Below are 26071 nucleotides of genomic sequence, written 5' to 3' on the forward strand. Positions count from 1 at the left end.
GTGACCAATGATTAGAAGTATCCTTAAAATTAAAAAAGAACCGTTTCGAACACTGATAAGAGTGTTTGAAATGGTTCTTTTTAAAATATATTGTTTTGCTTTTAAATTGATAGGATATAAATTAATCTTCTTTTGCGTTTTTGTCCACAAATCCAAATTTTTTGTTGAATTTGTCGACACGTCCATCGGCTTGCGTGAATTTTTGACGTCCAGTATAGAATGGATGTGAATCAGATGAAATTTCAATCCGGATTAATGGGTAAGTGTTTCCATCTTCCCATTCAACTGTCTCAGAAGAAGACTTAGTTGACCCTGATAAAAATTTATAACCTGTTGAAGTATCCATAAACACAACTGGATGATATTCTGGATGAATGCCTGGTTTCATGTGTTTACTTCCTTTCTGCCGTAAATTATTTGCTAATCTACAGTTATTCTTTGCACTGAGTGCAACATAAGAATAATAACAAAAATATTTAGTCATGACAATCTTTTTTTAAAAGACTTTGAGTAATTTCCAAGTAGATTTTTGTTTCGAATACGAGACAAAAATGCTATACTCAATGAAAACACTTTAGAGGGGGGAAAAAATGAGAAGCAAAGAAGAAGATATCCGAAAAATTATGGCTAATTACCGCCTTAATCGATATAAAGATAAAGTGCATTATGCTGTTATTATTCCTCTCATTCAAAGAGGAGGCGAATGGCACCTCCTATATGAAGTCAGGAGCTCATTAATTTCCCAACCAGGAGACACCTCTTTTCCAGGCGGAAGAGTCGAGCCGGGCGAAACCTTTCAACAAGCAGCTATCAGAGAAACAACCGAAGAATTAAATATTGATTCAAACAAGATTGAAGTTATTGGCGAAATAGATGGTTTAATAAATGAAGTATCAGTCATTCATTCGTATGTTGCTTTAATTAAAGGGATAAATTTTTCTGATATATGTCCTAACGAAAAGGAGGTGGCATATTTGTTTACCATTCCTTTGGAGTATTTATTAAAGAATGATCCAACTTATTATGAAGCCTCCGTTTTGACTGAAGTGGGAGATGATTTCCCCTACCATCTCATGGCGCATGGAGAATCTTATCAATTTAGGGTAGGAAAACGCAAAATCCCATTTTATAATTTACCTAGTGGTGAATATTTATGGGGTTTTACAGCGAGTATGACACAATGTTTTGCTGACATCATTCGGTCCGATCACAAATGGATATCTTAGGAGGAAACTTTAAATGAATGATTCTTTTCAACAATTAGAAAGTCTAGGACTTCAAGTCTTCTTAGCAGGAGCAAACTATAATTTTAGAACAGCAACAATTGGAGAGGAAGAAGTTGGACATCAAATCATTAAGGCGCTTCAAGATGGTGGTTTTGACTATAAAAGCTTCTATACAGGCGAACAAGTTCATGGACAAAAGGTATCTAACCCACAAGAAGATACAAGTAAGCCTTTTACTATTGGGCGGATTTTGTCTCAGTCGGATGGTTTGATGACCAATCAACCGAACCAAGTTTTGATGGTTAAATTTGCTGATTGTACACCAATTCTAATTTTTGATGCGCGCCAAAAAGTTGTTTCAATTGTTCATTCTGGTTGGCGCAGTACGGTTCAAAAAATCAGTCAGATCGCTATTCAAAAAATGCAAGCTGAATTTGCAAGTAGAATGGAAGATTTGTGGGTCTATATTGGTCCTTCTATTGACCAAGCGAATTATGAAGTGGGTGAAGATGTCTATCAAGCTTTTTCTGATTGGAATAATCAGGCTTTATTTATCAAGCCGAGCAGTAAACTAGAAAAATACCAATTGAGTATGACAGAGGCTAATCTCATGTTAATTCGAGAGCTAGGTATTCCTGACGAAAAAATATATGTAGATAGAAGGTCCACTTATTTATCTTCAGATCTTCATTCAGCGCGACGAGAGGGCAAAAAATACCAATTAAATGGTTTGTTTACAATGATTAAGTAATAGAAAGATATAGCCAGGCACATGCTTGGCTTATTTGATTGATTAAATAAAGATTGGACCCACTGTAAGATTAGGGTAAAATAGAAACATAAAAATTGAATAGGAGAAAAGTTATGGCAGAGGATAAATTTAATAAGGAAGCTTTTTTAGCTCACTATAAAGGGCGCGGGTATTCGTATGAATCCATTCAAACAGAAATGGATGATGAGAATAATAGTCATGTAGTGATCAAAGAATTGGAGCATCCTTTACGGAAAAAAGTTCCTGAATTCTCATCTAAATTAAGACATCGGCTGGTAGAAGTTCCAGAAGAAATCTATGAAGCTTCGGGCATTCGTATTTTTGGACACCGAATAAAAAGTTTGCTTTTCTCAACAGACGTGGCTCTTATTCGAAACTCCAACGCACATGCTATAATGTCGGTTTATCCTTTTACTCCTCAAATGGCTATTAATCAATCATTAATTAATGCTTCATCCGTTCCCGTTTTTACAGGAGTTGGTGGAGGTACAACCACTGGTGAACGCAGTATTCAGTTAGCCTTTCAGTCAGAACAAGCGGGTGCTTTTGGGGTAGTCGTTAATTCACCAATGGAAAACGATGTGATTCGTCAGATAGCTCAAGTTGTTGATGTTCCTGTTGTGGCTACTATTTCTAATGAAAAAGATGATTTTGTGGGTAAATTAAACGCTGGAGCGAACATGCTCAATGTGTCAGGAGGTGCAAATACTGCTCAGTTGGTAACAATGATTCGCCAAGAAGTAGGTGAGATTGTTCCAATCATTGCTACGGGTGGTCCTACAGGAGAGAGTATCCTAGAAACAATTGAAGCGGGAGCCAATGCGATAACATATACACCACCCGCTTCAGCAGATATTTTTGCGGAATTGATGGATAAATACCGTAGGAATAAATAAAACTGTATCGTTATAACAAGACAGGCGAAAAATGTTATAATAAAATTAAAATAATTATGAGGGAGTTTAATATGTTTTCTAATAAAGATCAAATTGCAGTAAATACAATTCGTGCTTTGAGTATCGATCAAATCGAAGCAGCTAACTCAGGACATCCGGGACTACCACTTGGAGCTGCTCCTATGGCATATTCGCTATGGTCAAGACATTTAAATATTAATCCGAAGGATAGCCAATGGATCAATCGAGACCGATTTGTTTTATCAGCCGGGCATGGTTCAGCAATGTTATATAGCTTGTTACACTTAGCTGGTTTTGAAGTGTCAATGGATGATTTAAAACAATTTCGTCAATTGGGGTCAAAGACACCTGGGCATCCAGAATATGGTCATACGCATGGAGTAGAAGCAACTACTGGGCCACTTGGTCAAGGTATCGCTCAAGCTGTAGGAATGGCTATGGCAGAACAACATACAGCCGCTCTGTATAATACAGATGATCATAAGGTCATTGATCACTATACTTACGCTTTAGTGGGTGATGGTGACTTGATGGAAGGTATTTCTTATGAAGCATGTTCATTCGCAGGTCGCCAAAAACTAGGTAAATTAGTGGTCTTGTATGATTCCAATGACATCTCTTTAGATGGGGATTTAAACCAAGCTTTTGTGGAAGATATTAAGCAGCGGTTTGAAAGTCAAAAATGGCATTATCAGAAAGTGGAAGATGGCAATGACTTAGAGGCTATTTCAAAAGCTATCGAAGGAGCTAAAGAAGTTACAGATCGACCATCTATTATTGAAGTGAAAACAGTTATTGGCTTCGGGTCACCTAATCAAGGTACGTCTAAAGTTCATGGTGCGCCATTAGGAGCAGAAGCTTGGTCAGAGACAAAAGTGAAGTATGGCTATCAACATGAAGCCTTTACTGTACCCGAAGAAACCCGAGCAGCTTTCAATGAAAAAGTAATTGAGCGCGGTCAAAATGCACAAGCTGAGTGGCAGAAGCTTTTTGATGCGTATCGTGAAGCGAATCCTGAATTGGCTAATGAATTAATGGCAGCTTTTGAAAATAAATTGCCAGAAAATTATGGATCTGAACTTGAGTTTCTTGATGAGACTGCTAAAGCAGAAGCTACCAGAAGCTCTTCAGGGAAAGCCATTCAAGGATTGAAAGCGACAATCCCATATCTTTGGGGTGGATCTGCTGATCTTTCTGGATCCAATAAAACAATGATTAATGACACGGTAGATTTTATGCCGGAAAGTCGTCAAGGGCAAAATATTTGGTTTGGAGTCAGAGAATTTGCGATGGGTGCAATGATGAATGGAGCAGCCTTACATGGTGGAAATAAAATTTATGCAGGCACTTTTTTCGTTTTCTCGGACTATTTAAAAGCAGCGATTCGTCTATCTGCTCTTTCTCAATTGCCGGTGACTTATGTTTTAACCCATGATTCGATCGCTGTTGGAGAAGACGGTCCTACCCATGAGCCGATTGAGCATTTAGCTGCCTTTCGTGCGATGCCAAATCTTAATGTGATTCGACCAGCCGACGCAAATGAAACGATGGTAGCTTGGAAAATAGCTGTGGAATCACAAAAGACACCTACTATGTTAGTTCTAAGTCGCCAAAACTTGCCAATTATTCAAGGTTCTAAAACAATGGCAGAAGAAGGTGTTCGTAAAGGAGCTTATATTATTTCTCCAGCAAAAGATGAAGCGCAAGGGATTTTAATTGCTACCGGTTCAGAAGTTTCTACTGCCATTGAAGCCCAAGCTTTACTGGCTGAAAAAGGTGTCCATGTTAATGTTGTGTCGATGCCTGCTCAAAATATTTTCGACCAACAAAGTAACGAATATAAAGAGGCTATTTTACCGAAGCAAATTAAGAATCGTGCTTCGATTGAAATGGGAGCAAGTTTTGGATGGCACAAGTATATTGGAATGGACGGCTTAGCTATCAGTATTGATGAGTTTGGAACGTCTGCTCCAGGAGACCGTGCGATCGAACACTTTGGTTTTACAGCTGATAAAATTGCTCAAGCTTACCTCAATCATTTTAAATCATAAGTTTGTTTGGAGGGAGAGGTATGCGACATAGAACAAATGAGACAAAACCTCTGATTGTTCGATTAGTGATTATCGCAGTGCTAATAATTCTTCAGATTGTGTGGTTGGTTGTATTAATAAATGACTTCATACAGTATTCTGTATGGTTAAATATTTTTATGACCATTATATCTTTTGGAATTATTATCTACTTGTTGGATAAAAATGAAAGTCCTGCCTACCGTTTGTCGTGGATCGTGTTATTGGCGATCTCGCCAATAATTGGATCGCTATTTTATCTCTATGCTGGCAATAAACGTCCCTTGTCAGATATGATAGAACGAATTTCTCGTCAAGATCGTTATCATAAAAGGAATTTATCAAAGGTTCCTAATGCATTGGGATCACTTATCCGAGATAATCCTAGAATTGGAGCAATTGCAAAATATGTAAATGATTATGCAGAAATGCCTGTTTCAGCTGGAGTGGATGTGAAGTATTTTCCCAATGGAGAAGCATTCATGGAACCACTTATCCAAGATTTGAAATCAGCAAAATCGCATATTTTTCTCGAGTTTTTTATTATTGAACAAGGACAGATGTTTGACCAGATTTTCGATGTCCTTAAACAAAAAGCTCAAGAAGGAGTAGAAGTTCGTTTGATCTATGATGATTTTGGCTGTCTTTTGAGACTGCCGAATGATTTTGTTGAACAAATGGAAGCTTTTAACATTAAGGCTCTCAAGTTTAATCCTGTGCGTCCCGTCGTTTCTTTGGTATATAATACACGTGACCATCGTAAATATATTATTATTGATAATAAAATTGCGTATACTGGTGGATTAAATATTGCAGATGAGTATATTAATGTAGTTGAACGATTTGGTTATTGGAAAGATACAATGATCCGGATTCAAGGGGCCGCGGTGTGGAATATTTCTCAAATGTTCTTAACGATGTGGAATGCGTATAAATCAGAAAATTCAGATGACAAAAAATTTATTGACCAAGCAAGTCTAGATGAAAGTTTAACTATTATAGAAGAAAATTCGGCGAGTGGTTATGTACAACCCTTTAGTGATACGCCATTGGATAGTGAAGTGATCGGAGAAAATGTTTATCGCGAAATTTTAAATACGGCAGAACGTTATGTTTATATTTTTACTCCTTACTTGATCATTTCTTATGAATTGCAAACCGCAATGACTTTAGCGGCCAAAAGGGGAGTAGATGTGCGACTAATGACTCCTGGCATTCCTGATAAAAAAATGGTTTATCGCATTACAAGATCCTTTTATCGTCCTTTAATGGAAAGCGGCATAAAAATCTATGAATATACACCTGGTTTTCTACATGCCAAATCCTTTGTGGCAGATGATCGGGTGGCAATTGTCGGAACGCTAAATTTAGATTACCGTTCGCTTTATCTGCATTTTGAAACGGCTACCTTGCTTTATTACCATCCGGAAATCAAAGCGATCAAAGATGATTTTATCCAAGCCCAGAGTGTATCTAAATTAATCCGTTTAAAACACCTACGACGTTCCATTGTAGGTAGAGTAATTGATGCATTGTTGAGATTGTTAGCACCGTTTGTATAGAAATAAGGGGGGATGATTATGAAATGGGAAGATTTACGTAGAAGTAAAAATGTCGAAGACCGCCGTGGCCAGGGCCGAAGCTCTCTTGGTGGAGGAATGGGATCAGGACGCTCAGGCGGAATGGGAAGCAATCTTATTATGATGCTGCTAATGTCTAAAGGAAAATTCAAGTGGGTTTTAATTGGTATTTTATTGATTTTCTTGCTAGGTGGAGGATCTTCTTTACTAGGTGGGAATCAATCGCCTAATCAAACTTATGATGATTCAGGTGTTGTCTTTGAGGATGCTACTGAGAAAGCAGGTTCGGATAGTCAAATAACTGATAAAGAAGGACAATTCTTATCAACTGTCTTAGCTAGTACGGAAGACTATTGGACGAGTAAGTTTGAAGAATATAATTTAGTTTATAAAAAGCCAAAATTAGTTCTTTATACAGAAGGAACAATGACAGGTGGGTGTGGCTTTGGGCAAAGTTCAGCCGGGCCATTCTATTGTCCAGGAGATCAGTCAGTTTATATTGATGTTAGTTTCTATCGTGAACTAGCTAATAAATATGGAGCACCGGGAGATTTTGCCATGGCTTATGTCTTATCTCATGAAGTCGGTCACCATGTTCAACAATTACTCGGTACCATGGATGATTATCAAAAGATAGCTCAGCAAAATCCAGGTGCAAAAAATGAACTCACGGTTCGATTGGAACTCCAAGCCGATTATTATGCGGGTGCATGGGCTCGATATGCGGATGAACAAGGAATACTGGATGAGGGAGATATTGAAGAAGCCTTACAAGCAGCTTTCTCTGTGGGGGATGATACCTTGCAGAAAGAGAGTCTTGGTTATGTTGTTCCCGATTCGTTCACCCATGGGACGTCAAAGCAAAGACAAGAGTGGTTTGCTAGAGGCTACAAACATGCTGGTGATTTCCAAGAAGCTGACACTTTTAATAGAGATATATAACTTTTCAAAAAAGTAGAAACACCTAAGATATCTTAGGTGTTTCTACTTTTTTTATAAGTAAAATTTAAAGTCTTTCTAGCAGCTTTTTAATGAATTTAAAGGTTCTCTCAGTTGAAGAAATCGATAACCTTTCTTTTGGACTATGGACATCTTTCATTGTTGGACCAACAGCAATCATTTCCATCTCGGGGAAGGTTTCTGTGAAGACTGCAGGTTCAAGTGCAGCGTGTACAATTTCCACCTTCATTTCTTTGCCAAAATTTTCTATATAGGTTACTAGTGCTACCTCTCTTAATTTAGAATCTTTAGCAAATTCCCAAGGTTTGTAATAATCTTCTTCTACAACTTTGAATCCATTTTTCTGGTAAATATTTTTGACATTCTTAGTATGAGCATCAAAGGTTTCAGGATTAGAACTTCTCAATGATATTGTTACTTTTAAATGACCATCATTCATTTCGAAAATAGCTAGGTTATTTGAACATTCTACGATATCTGGATACTCCTCCATCATACTGTATACCCCATGAGGCACTTCAGCAATGAAATGCTCGATGTTTTCTTTGCTTTCTTGGGTTAAAACTTCTTTAGCATCTTCGACTTGATTGATCGTAACTTCCATATCTAGATCGAGTGGATATTTCGCAATTAAATCAGAAAAATCAATGGTGAAATTTTCTTCATTGGATGTAAAGATAACTTTTGCATCACGCGGAATGGCATTATGTTTAGAACCTCCCACAATAGATACTAATTCATAGTCAGAGATTGTTTTGATTAAGTCTAAAGCTTGTAAGGCAAATTTAATCGCGTTTCCTCTTTCTTGGTGGATCTCCATACCTGAATGCCCACCTAACATGTTTTTAATGGTTAATTCAAAGGTGTTTTTCAATTTACGTGGTTGATAGTCGAGTGTTTGAGTTCCAATGAGGTTATGACCTCCTGAACAACCTGATAGTAGAATACCTTCAACTTCGGCATCAATGTTTAAAAGTTTTTTTCCATGAAGAGCTTCTTTTTTTACAGCTCTTGCGCCAGACATGGTTGTTTCTTCATCAGTTGTGATAAGAAGTTCTATGGCAGGATGTTTTGCTTCTTTATCTTCAATGATTGCCAGACCCATCGCAACTGCTATACCATCATCCGCGCCTAGAGTAGTTCCTTTTGTTTTTACCCAATCGTCTTCTACCACAAGAGGGATAGGATCTTTTGTAAAATCATGACTTACGCCATCTGCTTTTTCAGCCACCATATCCATGTGTCCTTGTAAAACAACTGGCTCATGATCAACGTAATCAGGATGAGCAGGTTTTCGAATGATGACATTATTTGAATCGTCTTGGATCGTTTCATAGCCTAATTCTTTCCCAATATTATATAGAAAATCACTAACCTCCTGCTCATTACCAGATTCGCGAGGTATTTTAGTTAACTCTTCAAAATAATGAAAAACTCTTTTTGGTTTTAACTCTTCTAACATAATCCGTTCCCCTTTCAGAATAAAGACAATACCTTATTTTAACAGATGAAAATATTATCCAAACAACAACCTAAAATTAATGAAGGTGATTTCTAAAAAATTGTTTCTAAATTAAGTATAGAACTCTTAAAAGATATATACAAACGTTTTCATAAAATTTTTTTAATATTTTCATTTTTTTATGAAGAACATTATATTTTATATTTTATGAAGCTATTTTAATAATAACAAAATTATAGTTAGACGAAAATATAAGGATTAGATATAATGGGTATTAGAAAAAACATTTAGAAAGAAGGTGAAAAGATGACAGAAGAAATCAAGATTTTCGAGTCACTTACTCAAGAAGAAATTACTGCGAACCCATTATTGCTCGAAATCTTAGAATTAAACGGTGAACAGTTAACTTATTATTTTGAAGAAAATTTTTTAGACAATCCTTTTATTGAATTTGAATACCCGATAGAACATCGTGTTTCACAAGTGCCTCAAGAAAAGAGTCGAGTAGCAGATCCAGAGATTGATATTCAGAGTCCTAGTTCACCTCAAACGCTTGAAACATTCCTTTTCGAGCAGGTTATGTTATATAGACAAACACCAATCCGCGATGCCATGGTTCAAATTGTTCCACTTTTAGATGAGCGAGGCTATCTACCGTATAAATATCAAGAATTAGCGCATAAATTACAAATTGATCCCATGACAGCACTTGATGCAATTACGCTCTTTCAACAATTAGAGCCAACCGGAATTGGAGCTTATAATTTACAAGAATGTCTGATGCTACAGACTGATCAAGATCAACACTCTCCTAGTAAAGCTTATTTTTTATTAGAAAATTATTTTTCTGAATTACTTGAAGAAGACTATGCTGAGATTATTGATCAAACGGGTCTAACCCTAGCAGAGATTAAACATATTGTGAATTATTATCATACACTGAGAACGCGTCCAGCCACCTTATATGAACGGATAGATCGCATTAACTTAATTCCTGATGTTGAGCTTCAATTCTTAAGGGATGAAATACAAATCAGTGTTAATCGTCAATACTATCCTAGATTAATCTTTAATCAGGATTACTATGCTGAAATGCAAGCGCAAAACAATCCCGATTTGATTGCCTATATCAGACCACATAAGGAATTTTTTCAAAAAATGTTGGCTTGTATTCATTCTCGAGAGACTTTGTTAGTTGGGGTGACTAAAATAATTGTTAAATCTCAGTTACCATATCTAAAGGGTGAAAGTAAAAGTCCGCTGCCACTCTTAATCAAAGATATATCACAACAAATGCGATTATCAGAGTCAATCGTAAGTAGCATTATTACTAATAAAAATCTCGCATATGGAGAAAAAGTTGTTCCTCTCTCAGATTTTATTAATGTTTCTGCTCGGGTTGGTAGAAGTGGGTTATCTGCTTTAAATATCCAAGGCTTTATAAAAGATATTTTACTTAAACATGGTCAACCAATATCTGATCAAGAAATTATTGATTTATTAGCAGAACAAAAAATTATTATTAGCCAACGGCTAGTGGAGCGCTATCGTCAAAACATTATCAAAAATCAGGAATAAAAAATCAACTTCAGACAAAGATTCTTTGTCTGAAGTTGACTTTTTATGGTTGAGAAAAGAAGAGAGAGTGTGTGGAATTAACTAAGTGCATGGGAATAAGAGTATCTGTTTCTTGATCATAATAGGCTAAAAGAACGAGACGATTGCCTAATTGTGTTAGTGCATGATTTAATAGACGTGTATCATTTTCTTCTGCAAGTTTTTCAGCTTCTGCAAAGTTAGTGGGCACGATAATTCGAGGAACATAGATTATTGAATCATTTATTAGAAATTGGACTTGGTCGATATAAACATTAAGTCCTTTTAAATCATCCTCATGGTTAATCTGTGAGAGAATCAATTCGAGGTCAGAATCTTTAATTTTAGATTGATTTGCTTTTTGCTCTCGCTCAGTAAACTTATTAAGATAGAAATTTTCCATTGCTTGATTAATATCTTGAGGGACATCATCTGCGAATGATAGCTTTGGATATTTTGAGGGGCTAATCACTCTTTCATTTAAAAAAGTATCCTTTGATCTAACAAGGTCGCTACTTTCAGCATGGTCAAGTTTAACGTTTTCTTCATTTGGTTCCCTATCCGAATTTTTTGTTACGGGATCTTTTGAAGTGGAAGTTAATTCTGTAATTTCATTATTTTCTGAAGGTTGAGGTTCTTGAAAGTATTTGCTTAATTGACAGCCGGTTAGTAATAATAAAGTAAGAATAAGGCCTATTATTTTTTTCATTCAATCATTCCTTTATGTTTCGTTCCATTAGTTTATCAGAAAAATATAGATATTAGGTAACAAGTTGGTAACAAATTACTAAGAAATTAAAAAAAAGAGTGTGACAAGATGATCAATCAATGTTAAAATTTAAGAGAAATGTAGGGACTTTTAATGCATTCCTGTGAGGATGCCAAAGTCTACCAGGTATTTTAAGTCCTTATTTTCAAATAAAGGGCTATTTTTTATGCCCTCATTTAAGGAGAAAGAAAATGGAAAATAAGACTCGTTTATTATTGGAACCTCATGAAAAACCAAGTTTCTCAAAAGGGATGTTATTGAGTTTCCAACATGTTTTTGCGATGTTTGGGGCAACCATTTTAGTCCCTTTAATTTTAGGATTATCTGTTTCTACAGCCCTTTTAGCGAGCGGCATTGGAACATTAATTTATATTGCCATGACTAAGGGGCAAGTTCCTGTTTATTTAGGATCATCTTTTGCGTATATCACAGCCATGGCATTAGCAATGGAACAGTTAGATGGGGATATTTCAGCTGCCCAAACAGGAATTATGATGGTAGGACTTTCCTATGTGGTGATTGCGGGAATTATAAAATATACTGGAACAGATTGGTTGAATCGCATTTTACCTCCGATTGTAATCGGACCAATGATTATTGTGATTGGTTTAGGATTAGCGTCGTCAGCTGTGAACAATGCTGGATTTGTATCTGGTGGAGACTGGCGAAACATTTTCGTTTCAGTTGGCACCTTATTAATTTCGGTTTATATGCAGATCTTCGGTAAAGGTTTCTTAAAAGTTATACCTTTCTTAATTGCTATTATAGGGGGATATATACTCTCTTTAATGGTAGGAATTGTAGATTTCACACCAGTCGTTGAGGCTGCTTGGATTCGTTTGCCAGACCTTTCACTCCCTTTTGCCACCTCAATTGAGAATTGGCAACAATATCATTTTTATTTTGGGCCTGAAGCATGGGCGATATTACCGATTGCCTTGGTAACAATTGCGGAACATACAGGGGACCATGTTGTTTTAGGAGAAATATGTGACCGTAATTTCTTATCTAAACCAGGGTTGCACCGAACCTTAGCTGGGGACGGATTAGCCTCATTTGTTTCAGCTTTAATTGGAGGACCGGCTAATACAACGTATGGTGAGAACTCAGGAGTCATTGCTTTGACAAAAATTGCTTCAGTGAGTGTTATTCGCAATGCTGCTTTTTTAGCCATATTGATCTCTTTCTTGGGGAAATTTAATGCCCTAGTATCCTCAATTCCTTCTGCGGTTTTAGGAGGCATGTCAATTTTATTATATGGTGTGATAGCAAGTAATGGTTTAAAAGTATTAATAAAAGATCGCACAGATTTTTCACAATCAAGAAATTTAATTATTGCTTCAGCCATGTTGGTAATAGGGTTAGGAGGAGCGGTTTTAGATTTGGGAGGATCTTTTGTTGTGTCTGGGACAGCTCTAAGTGCGTTAGTAGGGATTATACTGAATGCGATGTTACCTGAAAAATAAAAAGATGTTATCAAAGACACTTGGTGGATGCCAAGTGTCTTTTAATTATCTTCAAAGAGTATCTACTCATGAATTGTCCCTTTTCATGAAAACACTCAGGAGCAAGTTGATAAAATAGATAAATAAAAGATCTTTTGATAGAATAAAGTTTATAGTGTTCGATCAATAAAGGAGGAATGAGATGAACCCGTATGGCTTTTATTTTGATTCAACATATTTCTTAGTAATCATTGGAATGGCAATTGTGATGTATGCGCAATGGAAGGTCAAATCTACTTTTGCTAAATATAGTGAATTGATGAGCGAGTCCAATATTACAGGGCATGAAGCCGCAGAATTAATTTTACAAGCGAATCAAATTAATGATGTGAGAGTAGAGAGGATCGCAGGTGATTTAACAGATCACTATAGTCCTAGAGAAAAAGTATTGAGGTTATCAGAAGCTACTTATGGTAATAATTCAATTGCTGCTGTTGCAGTTGCTGCCCATGAATGTGGTCATGCTGTCCAACATGCAAAGGATTATCAATTTTTAAAGCTTAGATCGGCATTGGTTCCTATTTCGCAGTTTGGCTCAATGATAGGTATGCCTATTATCATGATTGGCTTTATATTCCAAATCATGGGTTTGGTCACCATTGGCATTATTGCATTATCGGCTGCCCTCTTATTCCAAATTGTGACTCTACCGGTCGAGATTGATGCAAGTAAGCGCGCTCTCATTTCGTTAGAGCAATTAAATGTTTTCTCTCAAGAAGAGTTGCCAGCAGCAAGAAAAGTCTTGAATGCTGCAGCATTCACTTATATTGCTGCTACTCTTTCCACGGCATTACAAATATTGCGCTTAATACTCTTATCCAATCGTTCGCGAAGAGACTGATTAAACGCTGGAGGTGAAGTATGAATTTTTGGAAGACTTTTAAAAGCAATGCATTAAACCCTAGTCTAGCACTCGATCTATTAAAGCAGGTCGACCAAGAAGTTGAAAAGATGGAGCCGCTACGAATTCTTCTTGCAGGTAAGACAGGCTCAGGCAAATCAACACTTGTGAACGCACTATTTAGAGAAAATATTGCCTCAACAGGAGTAGGGCTGCCGGTAACTCAAAAAGTCCAGAAAATTACCAAACAAGGCTTGCCTCTTATTGTTTATGATACAAAGGGATTAGAGTTACACTCAAAATCGCAAGATGAAAGTATTGGGCATTTACTTCATTTGGTTAAAAATGCGAAAAAAGGGACAGCGTTGGAACCCATTCATTTAGTGTACTACTGTATCAATGCGACAATGGCAAGAATTGAGCCACAAGAAATCACTTTAATTTCTATGCTAGCAGAACAATTACCAGTTGTTGTTGTCTTGACTCAAGCAATCTCAGACAATATTGAATCTTTTAAAGCTTCTGTTTATAAAGCGGTACCACAAGTGAAAGCAGTTGTTCCTGTTTTGGCCAAAGAGTTAGAATTAGCGGGAGGTCAAAAAATCGATGCTTACGGTTTGGATGAGTTAATCCGAAAAAGCCATCAGGTAGTTCCAACTGAGGTTAAGAAGGCTTTTATTAATGCCCAACGGGTAGATTTGGCTTTAAAAGTGGCTGAAGCTAGAAGTTGGGCGAATAGATACATGAAGACAACTTTTGGAATTGGCATAACACCTTTGCCTATTGCAGATTCAGCTCTTTTGGTACCAATTCAAATAACAATGTTAGCTCATATAACTAGTATATTTGGTTTATCAATCGATAAGAAGCAAATTGTGAGTATGATGGCAGGTGTAGGTGGTACAGGTTTGGCGAGTGTGGTAGGTAAGTATTTAGCCTCTTCAGCAGCTAAGTGGCTGCCGGGCGTGGGTTCAATTACTGGTGGGGTTGTTAATGGTTTTACTGCTTCAACTGTTACCCTCGCTTTAGCTTATTCGTATATCGAGATATTAAAACAAATTGCCATTGCAGAAAATCAAGGTAAAAAATTATTAGCTAAGGAAATCACTGAATTGATGCGCAAAACTTTTGGTGAAGAACTTAAAACACTTAATTTGAGTTTACCTCATAATCTTAGAGAGTCTTTGCCAGATTGGATTGCCACTGAGATCGATCATAAATAATAAATCTAATAGATAATGTATCCGTTTATTCTTTTATCAAAGGGTAAAAGGATACATTTTAATTTAACTCTATTTTAAAATTTGGTAAGCTTTACTTGACAAATTAGAAATAAGAAGATAGTATACATAGAGTTATTAGTAACTGTTACTATTTATTAAAGGAGGAGTTTGATTTGAGCAAATTTTCAAAGATATTAGCAAGTTTTATTTTAGGATTAGCAGTAGTAGGACAATTTTTTTCTGGAGTGATAGGGGCTCAGGACAAACCAAAAGTCATGACAACTTTTTATCCTGTATATTTTTTAGCTTCACAAATTGCTGGAGATCATATGGAAGTTTCTATGTTATTAGAGGCTAATCAAGATGCTCATGCCTATGAATCTAGCGCTCAAGATGCTGTGAAAATTCAAGAAAGTGATTTGTTCATTTATCAAGATGATGAGATGGAGTACTTTGTAAATGATTTGCTATCATTAGTTGAATCGGATGCAACTAAAGTTTTAGAATCAACTGAAGGCATTGATTTACTGAGTGGAGAAGGAAAAATGTCAGAAGATCATGCTCATGAAGAGGAGGATCATGCCCATGAAGAGGAAGACCATAATCACGAGGGACATAATCACGAATTTGATCCTCATACATGGTTAGATCCTGTTATTTATAGTAAGCAAGCAGAAAATATTAAAGAAGCAATGATTGAAATCGATCCGGCTAACTCTAAAACTTATGAAGAAAATTATCAAATCTTGAAAGAAAAACTTGATGAATTAAATGAAGAGTATCAAACTAAACTTAAAAATTTAAAAAACAAAACAATAGTTGTTCAGCACAGAGCCTTTGGCTATTTAGCTCATGCTTATGGTTTAGAACAAATTGCAATTGCAGGTCTTTCTTCTGATCAAGAACCTTCTGCTCAACAAATAGCTAAAATGCAAGAGCTTTTAAAAGAAAAACAAGTAAATAAAATCTATGTTGATCCAGCAATTGATTCTAAGATTGCCCAAACAGTGGCTAGTTCAACTCAAGCGGAGTTATTGCCTTTAAGGACACTGGAATTAGTTTCTGATGAAGAGAAAGCTGCTGGAGAAGATTATTTTACACTAATGCTTAAAAATCTTGAACAATTACTTCGAAACTAGATGCCAGACAAGGAGGCCTTGAAATGAAGGTATTATCAGTTGAGAACTTATCCTTTTATTATGAAGAAGAAAAAGTTTTGAATAATATCACTTTTGATATTTCTGCGGGCGAATTTGTTATTTTAACTGGAGAGAATGGAGCTGCTAAATCTACACTCATCAAAAATATAATAGGCATATTGAAGCCAGCTACAGGTAAAGTAACAATATCCAAAAAAAATCAAGCAGGGAAGGCATTATCAATAGGATATGTTGCTCAAAATATTTCTGCCTTTAATTCTGGCTTTCCAAGTACTGTCCAACGCTTTGTAGAGTCCGGTCGATATAGTCAAAATAGATGGTTTAAAAGGTTAGATGCTATTGATTATGAACACGTTGATCGGGCCTTAGAGGCAGTTGGCATGACGAATATGCGAAATAAACTAATTGGACAACTTTCTGGCGGTCAAAAGCAACGCATTATTTTAGCGCGCGTTTTTGCTTTGGATCCTGACCTATATGTCTTAGATGAACCAACTAATGGAATGGACAGTCATTCTCGCCGAAAATTTTATAAACTTTTAAAACATCTCACTAAACAACATGGGAAAACAATTATGATGGTTACGCATGCTGATGATGAAATTGAGGGTTTTTATGATCGTGAGATACGTCTAATTAGAGAGGAGGGTTCTCCTTGGAGATGTTTCAGTATGACTTCATCCAACGCGCATTTATTGCAGGATTAGCTATGTCATTTATCACCCCTATTCTGGGACTTTTTTTGATTTTAAGAAGACAATCATTAATGGCAGATACTTTGTCACATATATCTTTAGCTGGAGTTGCTCTAGGAATTATTATTGGCATACAGCCAACCTATTCGACAATTTTTGTGGTTGTATTAGCTTCTTTAGGTATTGAATATTTAAGAACAGTTTATCGTCATTTTACAGAAATATCAGTGGCGCTCATGATGTCTACTGGTATGGCTCTCGCTTTATTTCTATTGAGTTTCAATTCAAGTAGCGGTGTCTTTAAGGTAGACCAATACCTCTTTGGATCGATTATTTTAATTCAAGACCAAGAAGTTTATTTGTTAATAGGTTTAGCTATAGTTATCATAAGTTTATATGCAATTTTTAGAAAGCCTCTTTATATTATTTCTTTTGATGAAACAACCGCTAAAACGGTGGGATTACCTGTACGCTTTATATCCACTTGTTTTTCGATTTTAACCGGGATTGCTATTTCAATTATGATGCCAATTGTAGGGGTTTTACTGGTATCAGCCTTAATTGTTATTCCTTCTTCAACGGCTATACGAATTTCTAGATCCTTTAATCAGGCAATTGCTATCGGAGTTGGAATAAATGTTATTGGAATTTTCTTAGGTCTATTCGCTTCCTATCGAATGGACACTCCTCCTGGTGCTTCTATCACTTTGATTTTTATTTTAATCTTTATAATTGTAGTGGTAGCTCAACGGACTCAAAGAATTTTTCGCAATTATCATCATAAATAGTTTCTTAAGAGTTTTGACCAATGTCAAAACTCTTTTATTTTACCTAACTAAATGAAGAGGGATTGAAAAATCGAACGAATAATGATAAAGTTTCTTCAATGTGCGGAAAGGGTGGATGACATGCAAATGAATAAAAAATACAAACGTAATCAACGTCTTATTGCAATCACGCATCAGTTAATGAACAAACCAAATCAATTAATAAATTTACAAGATTTTGCGAGTAGATTTCAGTGTGCTAAATCATCTGTTAGTGAAGATTTAGCAATGGTAAGAATGGTTTTTGATGAAATGCAGTTAGGACAACTTGAAACTTTAACTGGTAAAACAGGGGGAGTTATCTTTCGTCCTCAACTATCTGAAGAAGAAATAATAGCTATTCAAACTCAGGTTAAAGAGCGTCTTTCAGAAGGCAAGAGGATTTTGCCAGGCAACTATATCTTTGTTAATGATTTACTACAAGATCCAAGTGTTTTAAATCCAATTGCTCAATTAATTGCTGCTAAGTATGCAGAAAAAGAAATCGACACCATTTTAACCATTGAATCTAAAGGTATCGGTTTGGCAGCCGCTGTCGCTCTCTATTTAAATAAACCCTATGTAGTTGTTCGTAGAGAATCGACGTCAGGTGAAGGTTCAACTATTTCTATTAATTATACATCTGGTTCTACTCAAACGGTGAAGAAAATGGAACTGTCTAAATCAGCCTTAAAATCACACAGTCGTGTTTTAATAGTGGATGATTTTCTACGTAATGGGGGAACATTAACTGGTCTTTTAAATTTGATCGAAGAGTTTGACTCTAAAGCAGCAGGAATATGTGTTTTTGCTGAGAATAAAGTAAAAAATAGGATGAATATCCCTAATTATCATGCTCTTTTTGAAACGCAACTCCGTTATAATAATCAGTTGGGGCATTACCAACTAGAAATTGAAGCAGGAAATTTTTTTAACTAATAATGCCATAGCCAGATGAGGTTGAAATAGGTATAATATAAAGGTGAATGTCGCAGATCGAAGGAGCGTGAATAAATGAAAAGAATGGCGATTATTTTAGCAGCTGGCAAAGGAACGCGAATGAAATCGACACTACCCAAAGTTCTACATAAGATCAGTGGAATTTCAATGGCGGAACATGTTGTTCGAGCAGTTCTGAAAAGTCATGTCGAAAGGTTGGTAACAATAGTTGGCAATGGGGCTGATTTAGTAAAGAACCAATTGAACTCGCTATCTGATTTCGCTTTTCAAGCAGAACAATTAGGAACAGGCCATGCGGTCCTCCAGGCTGAAAAAATTCTTGCAGAAGAAGAAGGAAGCACCTTGGTTATTTGTGGAGACACTCCACTTTTATCGGGCGAAACTTTAAGTAAACTTTTTGAACACCATGAAAAAACAGGATCAAAAGCGACTGTATTAACAGCAAAAACATCAGATCCGACAGGGTATGGTCGAATTGTTCGTAATCAGGAGGGTCAAGTGCTTAAAATTGTTGAACAAAAGGATGCTTCAGCTGAAGAACTTGAAATTGAAGAAATAAATACAGGCACTTATATTTTTGATAATCGTAAGTTGTTTATGGCTTTAAAATCAATAAGTAATCATAATGCTCAAGGAGAGTATTATTTGCCAGACATTATCGAAATTTTTCAAAAGCAAGGTGAAGAGGTTCATGCTTTTAACATGGACAATTTTGAAGAATCGATCGGAGTAAATGATCGCTTAGCTCTTGCGAAAGCTCAACAGCTCATGACTAAACGTATCATTAAGCAACATATGCAAAATGGTGTAAGTTTTTTAAATCCTGACTCAACTTATATTGAATCGGATGTGGAAATTGGTGAGGATACCTTGATCGAAGGTGGTGTCTCACTAAAAGGCAAGACAGTTATCGGGAAATCAACTAAGATTGGAGCTTATAGTGAAATCGTAGATAGCCAAATTGGTGATCAAGTAACTATTACTCAGTCTACTATTGAAGAGTCAAAGATTGCTGACAATGTCACGATTGGACCGTTCGCGCACTTAAGACCAAAAAGTCAATTGGCAGAAGGTGTTCGAATTGGAAATTTTGTTGAAGTTAAAAATTCTATTATAGGAAAGAATACTAAAGCAGGACACCTAGCCTATATTGGAGATGCTGATTTAGGTGAGGAAGTGAATGTTAGCTGTGGAGTAATTTTTTGTAATTATGATGGCAAGAGAAAATATCGTTCAAAAGTGGGTGATCAAGTTTTTCTCGGAAGCAATTCCAATATAGTTTCTCCTGTCAAAATCGGGGATCGGGCTTTTGTTGCCGCAGGTTCAACGATTGTTAAGGATGTTGAGGAAGAAGCGCTAGCAATTGCGCGTAGCAGTCAAATTAATAAGTTAGGCTACTGGACTAAATATATTAATAAATAAATTTAAGGAAAGAGGGATTTGGTTGGCAAGTCAACAATATAAGGATCCAAAGTTAAAGATCTTCGCATTAAGTTCAAATGAAAAATTAGCGGCTGCTATTGCAGCAGCAGTTGGAGTAGACCTTGGTGAAATTTCTTTATCACAGTTTGCTGATGGAGAAATTCGTGTAAATATTGATGAATCGACTAGGGGGGCACATGTTTATATTGTGCAGTCAACCTCTTCGCCAGTCAATGATCATTTGATGGAATTATTGATTACGATAGATGCTTTACGCCGTGCTTCAGCAAAAACAATTAATGTTGTTATGCCATATTATGGCTATGCACGTCAAGATCGCAAAGCGCAGTCTCGTGAGCCGATCACAGCGAAGCTCGTAGCGAATATGTTAGAGCAAGCGGGCGCCGATCGTGTTGTTGCTTTAGATTTACACGCTGCTCAAATCCAAGGGTTCTTCGATATACCAGTAGACCACTTATTAGGAGCACCTTTACTTGCTAACTACTTTATCGACAATAAGCTTTTTGGTGATGATGTGGTAGTAGTATCTCCAGACCATGGTGGAGTGACTCGTGCTCGTAAATTAGCGGAGTTTTTAAAGGCACCGATTGCGATTGTCGATAAGCGTCGTCCTCGTCCGAATGTCGCTGAAGTCATGAGCATTGTTGGGGATGTAAAAGATAAGACAGCCGTAATTATTGATGACATGATTGATACAGCAGGTACAATCACGATTGCAGCACAAGCATTGATGGACCGAGGGGCTAAGGAAGTTTATGCTACCTGTACTCATCCGGTTCTATCAGGACCAGCTATCGAACGCTTGCAAACTTCGGTTATTAAGAAAGTAATTGTGACCGATACAATTCTTTTACCTGAAGATAAGAAAATTGATAAAATAGAAATAGTTTCAGTCGCCCAACTAATTGCTGAGGCCATTAAACGAATTCATGAAAATCGCTCAGTTTCACCACTTTTCAATGAAAAATTTACAATTATTGATTAAATTTCTAAACATAAATCAAATTTAAGTATCTTATTTTAGCTCATCTTATTTTGTAAGAAATAGGGTGGGCTTAAATATATATGGACGGCTTCATATATTTACAAAGCTTCAGTCTTTTTGTTGATGGTTATTTTTTCTAGAAGTCGGTATAATAGAAGAGAACCAATGGAATAGAAAGAGGGTTTATGATGAACCATCGAAAAGAATGGAACAATTTATTACGCTTTGTTGTAGCGATAATGGGTTCGCTCGTTTGTCTTTTAAGTATTTTACTATCATTTTATCTGAAATTTGCTGGTCAAATTCCATCGAGAAATTTCATCGCTTTTGAATCGAGCTATTTGTGGATTGCTTTGGGATTTATTTTTATAAATTTTCTTTTTGGAACCTATATATTTTATAACAAAACATTAATGGATCTTTTTTATTTTACTATGTTGTCACAACTGTTTTTGTCTTTTTTCATGATGGCTGTAACTTACGCAGGATCATGGTTAACATTTCCTAGATCTGTAATTCTGTTAAATTTTTTTGTAGGAACATCACTCTTATTTCTTTTTAACGCGATGGCCTACGTTCTCTACCATCGTCTTTCTGGACGTAAAAGAGTTTTGGTCATTGGGGAAAATCAAAAAGCACTTAATGCTGTTATCAATTTTGATCGGATGAGTAATCGTAGACACGAAGTGACGCATGTTGCTTTATCGAATTATTATCAACGAGTAGTTGAATTGTCTGATGAAGTCGATATAGTCTATCTTACTGGTTACATTGAGGAAACTGAACGGTTGAAAATATTTGATTATTTGATGCGAAACAATAAAAAGCTCTTTTTATCAACTAATTTTGCTAACTTAATGATGGTCAATCCTAATATTATGAGTTTTGAGGATGAGAGTTTGATTGAGGTATCGACATTTTCTATTTCTTTTGAGCAAGCGATTATCAAACGTAGCATAGATATTGCTTCCTCACTCATATTATTATTTTTGGCTTCACCTATCATGTTAATCACAGCAATTGCTGTAAAACTAGATAGTAAAGGTCCAATCTTTTATCGGCAAGTTAGAATTACTAAAGGGTCAAGACCCTTTAATATTTTAAAATTTCGTTCAATGACGCAGACAGCTGAAGATGAATCTGGACCAGTTCTTGCTAGTTCTAATGATGCCCGAGTAACTCGAGTAGGTAAATTTATTCGTACCACCAGAATTGATGAGTTACCTCAATTAATTAATGTTTTAGTAGGAGATATGTCTCTTGTAGGTCCACGTCCGGAACGCCCTTTCTTTGTTAATCAATTTAATCAAGAGAATGCTTACTATGATTTACGCCACCATGTCCGTGCAGGTATTACAGGTTATGCCCAAGTTTATGGTAAATACGCAACTGACTTTAATAATAAATTAAATTTTGATTTGCTATATATAAAGAACTATTCAATCGCCTTTGATTTTAAGTTGCTGTTTCAAACAATTAAAATTCTTTTTGATAAAGTGTCCTCAAGAGGGGTAGATGAAGAAAATGTGGTAATACCGACTTGGGAAGATTTTCGATCAAGAATTATTATTCTGGACTAGCTAAATCCTAGTGAAATTTAATAATTTATGTTAAAATTTTTTTAGATTAAATTGCAGGGAGGTTACTAGTTTGAGACTCAACAAATTTAAATCACTTTTTGTGTTTATATTGATTGGTTTATTATTTATGCCTAAGGCTATCGCTCAAGGTAGTCAGTCGACTTCGGATGCATGGAGTGAAATTGCTAAAAAAGTAGGAGAACAAAGTTTTCAATCTTTTCATATGGAAGGAAAAATAGGAGTAAAAATATCCTCTCAGGGTATGACAAGTGACTTTGGGAATGTGGATTTAGATTTACAAATGAATGATCAACCAATCGCTTTACAAGTTGTTGCAAATGTTGTCTCTCCTTTTTTGGGCTCAGAACCTATCGGATTTGAGTCTTATTCCAAAGATGGATTTACTTATGTCTATAGTACTTATTCCAAATCATGGGAAGTTACAGAATGGTCAGTAACAGAGGAAGACATTCTCAAGAGTATTCAAGATTCTTTTGAAAAATCAGCTAATGATTTAGCACAAAGTGATTGGACTCATGAAAATGAAAGGTTTATCAATAATTATTTTGAGTTCGAAGAAAAAAATAAGGATTATCTTTTTAAATTAAAGAAAAACATTGATGGTGAAGCCTTCTATCATGATTTAGATGAAGCGATTGATCTAAAAAAGGTTATCAATGAATCTGCTGATAAGGCAAAAGACCAATCTGAAGAGTTAGGACAATCGTTTGACCAAGACTATGAAAAGTCGATAGAAAAAGTACTCAACCCTGATACATTTAAAACGTTTTTTGAAATGAATCCAGAAATGATTGTTACTTATGGTAGTCAAACAGGCCAGCTAAAGAATATAGTTTTAAAAATAGATGTGAACTCGGATGTTTTGTCTAAAACTATAAGCCAAGAAGATCAAGCAAATCTTCCTCAAAAAATAAGTGTCGACATTAACCTCAACTTTGATCAATACGGTGAACGTATAAACATTCAAATACCAACAGAAGCTGTTCAATATTTTCAAGAAAGTTCAACAGAAGAGTAAAGTTATGAAACAACCTTTAACCAATTTTGGTGAGAAGGTTGTTTTTTTAGGTTCGTGAACATAAGACTAATTCGTCAACTCAACATTATAGCTAAGAGTGTGATACAATTAATAAAATTATTCAGTTAGGAAGATTAAAATGATCTACAATTATCCAGACGATAGTCTAATGGTTCATACGGACCTTTATCAAATTAATATGCTTAAGACATACTGGGAAAAGGGGATTGATCAAAAAAAAGCTGTATTTGAAGTCTATTTTCGCAAGAATCCTTTTAATAACGGTTATGCCGTATTTGCGGGGTTAGAGCGAGTGATTCATTATCTAAATAATTTCCGTTTTTCCAATAGTGATTTGGAGTACTTAAGAAGTTTACATCTCTACCCTGAAAGTTTTTTAAAGTACTTAGCTTCGTTGAAATTAGAGTTGTCTGTAAGAGCGATGCGTGAAGGAGAACTTTGCTATGCTGCGGAACCTCTGATGCAAGTTGAAGGGCCTCTTGGTCAGTGTCAGTTGGTTGAAACAGCAATTCTTAATATTATTAATTTCCAAACCCTCATAGCAACAAAGGCTTCTAGAATTCGATCTGTCGTAGGAGAAGGCGACAAAATTTCTGAATTTGGTGCTAGGAGAGCTCAGGAAATGGATGCAGCTATTTGGGGAACACGAGCAGCATACATTGGTGGTTTTGATTCTACCTCGAATGTTCGTGCCGGAAAGCTATTCGGCATCCCAGTATCGGGAACGCATGCTCACTCATTAGTTCAAGCATACCGTGATGAATACAAAGCCTTTAAAGCTTATGCTGAAACGCATCAAGATGTTGTTTTTTTAGTTGACACTTATGATACCTTACGTTCGGGTATGCCGATTGCTATACAAGTGGCCAAGGAGATGGGCGATAAAATTAATTTCATTGGTGTTAGAATTGATTCAGGGGATATGTCCTATCAATCTAAAAAAATACGCGAACAATTAGATGAGGCGGGATTCACTCAGGCGCGAATTATTGCATCGAATGACTTAGATGAAAAAACAATTTTAAACCTTCGTATGCAAGGAGCAAAAATTAATGATTGGGGTATAGGCACTAAGATTATCACCTCTTATGATCAACCTGCACTAGGCGCAGTATATAAATTGGTAGGTATTGAAGATGAACATGGCGAAATAGCACCTACAATCAAGATTTCTTCTAACACAGAGAAAATTACTACACCGGGTGTAAAACAAGTATGGCGTATTACGCGTAAGAAAGACGGAAAGGTTGAAGGAGATTATGTGGCTTTAATCGATGAGCGACCTGATCAATTAGATGAATTATTTATGTTTCATCCTGTTCATACTTATATTAATAAGACAGTCAAAAATTTTGAAGCAAGACCGCTTTTAGAAGATATTTTTAAAGAAGGTAAACAAGTCTATGACTTACCAAACATTTTAGAAATCAAAGCCTATTTAGATGATAGAATCAATTGCTTATGGGAAGAATATAAACGTATTCTCAATCCCCATTTATATCCAGTTGACTTATCTCAAGCTTTATATGATTTGAAAATGAATAGTATTCAAGAAGTTAGAGAACAAGTTGATTTAATAGCAGAGACTTTTAAAAGTGATATAGACTACTAAAAGGAGCATTAAATGAGACCGCTACAAAAGGAAATTATAGAAAACCTAAAAGTTTTACCGCATATCGATCCTCATAGAGAAATCCGAAGATCAATAGATTTCTTAAAAGATTACTTACAACGATACCCAGGTTTGAAAGCTTTGGTACTTGGTATTAGTGGAGGACAAGATTCGACCTTGGCTGGGAAACTGTCACAGATGGCGATTACTGAAATGCGAGAAGAAACAGGCGATCAAGCCTACCAATTTATTGCAGTTCGACTTCCTTTCGCTAAACAAAATGATGAAGCGGATGCGTTGAAAGCAATCTCTTATATTCAGCCTGATCGGGTATTACACTTAAATATTGAAGAAGCAACCGAAGGGATTGTTAGTTCTTTAAAAAAGGAATCGATCACCATAAATGATTTTAATAAAGGGAACATTAAGGCTAGACAAAGAATGATTATGCAATATGCAGTCGCTAGTCATTTTTCAGGGGTTGTCATTGGTACCGATCATGCTGCGGAGAGTGTGACTGGTTTTTTTACAAAATTTGGTGATGGTTCGGCAGACCTTATGCCGCTTTGGCGTTTAACGAAAGGTCAAGGTAAAGAGCTTTTAAAATTATTAGACTGTCCTCCAGAACTCTACCAAAAAGTTCCAACAGCAGACCTTGAAGAAGATCGTCCAATGATGCCAGATGAGCAGGCGTTAGGTGTCACCTATCAAGCAATCGACCGTTATCTGACTGGAGAATCTATTGTGGATAAAGATGCAGAGATAATTGAAAAATGGTATTTAGCAAGTCAGCATAAACGACACCTCCCAATCACTATTTTTGATCATTTTTGGAGGTAAACTTGATTTA

23 protein-coding genes are annotated in these 26071 nt (G+C 36.0%); 20 read left to right on the plus strand and 3 right to left on the minus strand.

The window, feature by feature from the left end; genetic code table 11:
• Positions 1 to 121 precede the first annotated feature (121 nt).
• Positions 122 to 388, minus strand: a complete 267-nt coding sequence (locus tag HF969_RS05980; protein ID WP_090289740.1) for a type B 50S ribosomal protein L31 — start codon at positions 386 to 388, stop codon at positions 122 to 124.
• Positions 389 to 590: 202 nt separating this feature from the next.
• Between HF969_RS05980 and HF969_RS05985 the strand changes: the two genes are divergently transcribed.
• The 6 genes from HF969_RS05985 to ypfJ all read left to right on the plus strand — a co-directional run bounded on the left by HF969_RS05985 (position 591) and on the right by ypfJ (position 7506).
• Complete coding sequence (locus HF969_RS05985; RefSeq protein WP_090289739.1) at positions 591 to 1226, plus strand: NUDIX hydrolase; 636 nt, start codon at positions 591 to 593, stop codon at positions 1224 to 1226.
• 13 nt (positions 1227 to 1239) lie between these two features.
• Positions 1240 to 1977, plus strand: a complete 738-nt coding sequence (gene pgeF, locus HF969_RS05990) for a peptidoglycan editing factor PgeF (RefSeq protein WP_090289738.1) — start codon at positions 1240 to 1242, stop codon at positions 1975 to 1977.
• Positions 1978 to 2090: 113 nt separating this feature from the next.
• Entirely contained in the window at positions 2091 to 2894 is an 804-nt protein-coding gene (locus HF969_RS05995; protein ID WP_245694818.1) for a beta/alpha barrel domain-containing protein, read from the plus strand.
• A 71-nt stretch (positions 2895 to 2965) separates the two neighbouring features.
• Positions 2966 to 4966 carry a transketolase gene (tkt, locus tag HF969_RS06000; RefSeq protein WP_090289737.1) on the plus strand — a complete coding sequence of 667 codons (2001 nt, stop codon included), beginning with the start codon at positions 2966 to 2968 and terminating at the stop codon, positions 4964 to 4966.
• Between the two features lie 20 nt (positions 4967 to 4986).
• On the plus strand, positions 4987 to 6546 hold the full coding sequence (gene cls, locus HF969_RS06005; RefSeq protein WP_090289736.1) for a cardiolipin synthase: 1560 nt from the start codon (positions 4987 to 4989) through the stop codon (positions 6544 to 6546).
• A gap of 18 nt (positions 6547 to 6564) precedes the next feature.
• Positions 6565 to 7506, plus strand: a complete 942-nt coding sequence (ypfJ, locus tag HF969_RS06010; protein ID WP_090289735.1) for a KPN_02809 family neutral zinc metallopeptidase — start codon at positions 6565 to 6567, stop codon at positions 7504 to 7506.
• A 64-nt stretch (positions 7507 to 7570) separates the two neighbouring features.
• Here ypfJ and pepD read toward each other — a convergent pair whose 3' ends face one another.
• The gene (gene pepD / locus HF969_RS06015) at positions 7571 to 8986 is read right to left on the minus strand and encodes a beta-Ala-His dipeptidase (RefSeq protein WP_090289734.1); all 1416 of its coding nucleotides are present in this window, start codon (positions 8984 to 8986) and stop codon (positions 7571 to 7573) included.
• Between the two features lie 306 nt (positions 8987 to 9292).
• Here pepD and HF969_RS06020 point away from each other — a divergent pair, with 306 nt between their 5' ends.
• Positions 9293 to 10564: an RNA polymerase factor sigma-54 gene (locus tag HF969_RS06020; protein WP_090289733.1), complete on the plus strand. Its 1272-nt coding sequence runs from the start codon at positions 9293 to 9295 to the stop codon at positions 10562 to 10564.
• A gap of 43 nt (positions 10565 to 10607) precedes the next feature.
• Here HF969_RS06020 and HF969_RS06025 read toward each other — a convergent pair whose 3' ends face one another.
• Positions 10608 to 11291 (minus strand): hypothetical protein, encoded by a 684-nt coding sequence (locus tag HF969_RS06025; protein ID WP_090289732.1) that lies wholly within the window; start codon positions 11289 to 11291, stop codon positions 10608 to 10610.
• 251 nt (positions 11292 to 11542) lie between these two features.
• Here HF969_RS06025 and HF969_RS06030 point away from each other — a divergent pair, with 251 nt between their 5' ends.
• From HF969_RS06030 to nadE, 13 genes are all read left to right on the plus strand, one after another.
• Positions 11543 to 12817: a uracil-xanthine permease family protein gene (locus HF969_RS06030; RefSeq protein ID WP_090289731.1), complete on the plus strand. Its 1275-nt coding sequence runs from the start codon at positions 11543 to 11545 to the stop codon at positions 12815 to 12817.
• A 181-nt stretch (positions 12818 to 12998) separates the two neighbouring features.
• Positions 12999 to 13697 carry a zinc metallopeptidase gene (locus tag HF969_RS06035; protein ID WP_090289730.1) on the plus strand — a complete coding sequence of 233 codons (699 nt, stop codon included), beginning with the start codon at positions 12999 to 13001 and terminating at the stop codon, positions 13695 to 13697.
• 20 nt (positions 13698 to 13717) lie between these two features.
• Positions 13718 to 14920, plus strand: coding sequence for a YcjF family protein (locus HF969_RS06040; RefSeq protein WP_090289729.1), 1203 nt, complete (start codon positions 13718 to 13720; stop codon positions 14918 to 14920).
• A gap of 173 nt (positions 14921 to 15093) precedes the next feature.
• Positions 15094 to 16059, plus strand: coding sequence for a metal ABC transporter solute-binding protein, Zn/Mn family (locus HF969_RS06045; RefSeq protein ID WP_090289728.1), 966 nt, complete (start codon positions 15094 to 15096; stop codon positions 16057 to 16059).
• A gap of 23 nt (positions 16060 to 16082) precedes the next feature.
• Entirely contained in the window at positions 16083 to 16787 is a 705-nt protein-coding gene (locus HF969_RS06050) for a metal ABC transporter ATP-binding protein (protein WP_090289727.1), read from the plus strand.
• Positions 16736 to 17563, plus strand: coding sequence for a metal ABC transporter permease (locus HF969_RS06055; protein WP_090289726.1), 828 nt, complete (start codon positions 16736 to 16738; stop codon positions 17561 to 17563). The genes HF969_RS06050 and HF969_RS06055 overlap by 52 nt, the downstream gene beginning before the upstream one ends.
• A 120-nt stretch (positions 17564 to 17683) precedes the next feature.
• Entirely contained in the window at positions 17684 to 18520 is an 837-nt protein-coding gene (purR, locus tag HF969_RS06060; protein ID WP_090289725.1) for a pur operon repressor, read from the plus strand.
• 84 nt (positions 18521 to 18604) lie between these two features.
• The gene (gene glmU / locus HF969_RS06065; protein WP_090289912.1) at positions 18605 to 19963 is read left to right on the plus strand and encodes a bifunctional UDP-N-acetylglucosamine diphosphorylase/glucosamine-1-phosphate N-acetyltransferase GlmU; all 1359 of its coding nucleotides are present in this window, start codon (positions 18605 to 18607) and stop codon (positions 19961 to 19963) included.
• Positions 19964 to 19985: 22 nt separating this feature from the next.
• Positions 19986 to 20969: a ribose-phosphate diphosphokinase gene (locus HF969_RS06070; protein ID WP_090289724.1), complete on the plus strand. Its 984-nt coding sequence runs from the start codon at positions 19986 to 19988 to the stop codon at positions 20967 to 20969.
• Positions 20970 to 21157: 188 nt separating this feature from the next.
• Entirely contained in the window at positions 21158 to 22549 is a 1392-nt protein-coding gene (locus tag HF969_RS06075; protein ID WP_090289723.1) for a sugar transferase, read from the plus strand.
• Between the two features lie 70 nt (positions 22550 to 22619).
• A complete protein-coding gene (locus HF969_RS06080) occupies positions 22620 to 23588 on the plus strand; it encodes a hypothetical protein (protein ID WP_090289722.1) in 969 nt (322 codons plus the stop codon).
• 139 nt (positions 23589 to 23727) lie between these two features.
• Positions 23728 to 25221 carry a nicotinate phosphoribosyltransferase gene (locus HF969_RS06085; RefSeq protein ID WP_090289721.1) on the plus strand — a complete coding sequence of 498 codons (1494 nt, stop codon included), beginning with the start codon at positions 23728 to 23730 and terminating at the stop codon, positions 25219 to 25221.
• Between the two features lie 12 nt (positions 25222 to 25233).
• Positions 25234 to 26061 carry an ammonia-dependent NAD(+) synthetase gene (gene nadE, locus HF969_RS06090; protein ID WP_090289720.1) on the plus strand — a complete coding sequence of 276 codons (828 nt, stop codon included), beginning with the start codon at positions 25234 to 25236 and terminating at the stop codon, positions 26059 to 26061.
• Positions 26062 to 26071 lie beyond the last annotated feature (10 nt).

This window comes from Facklamia miroungae (assembly GCF_012396555.1).
GTDB lineage: Bacteria > Bacillota > Bacilli > Lactobacillales > Aerococcaceae > Facklamia > Facklamia miroungae.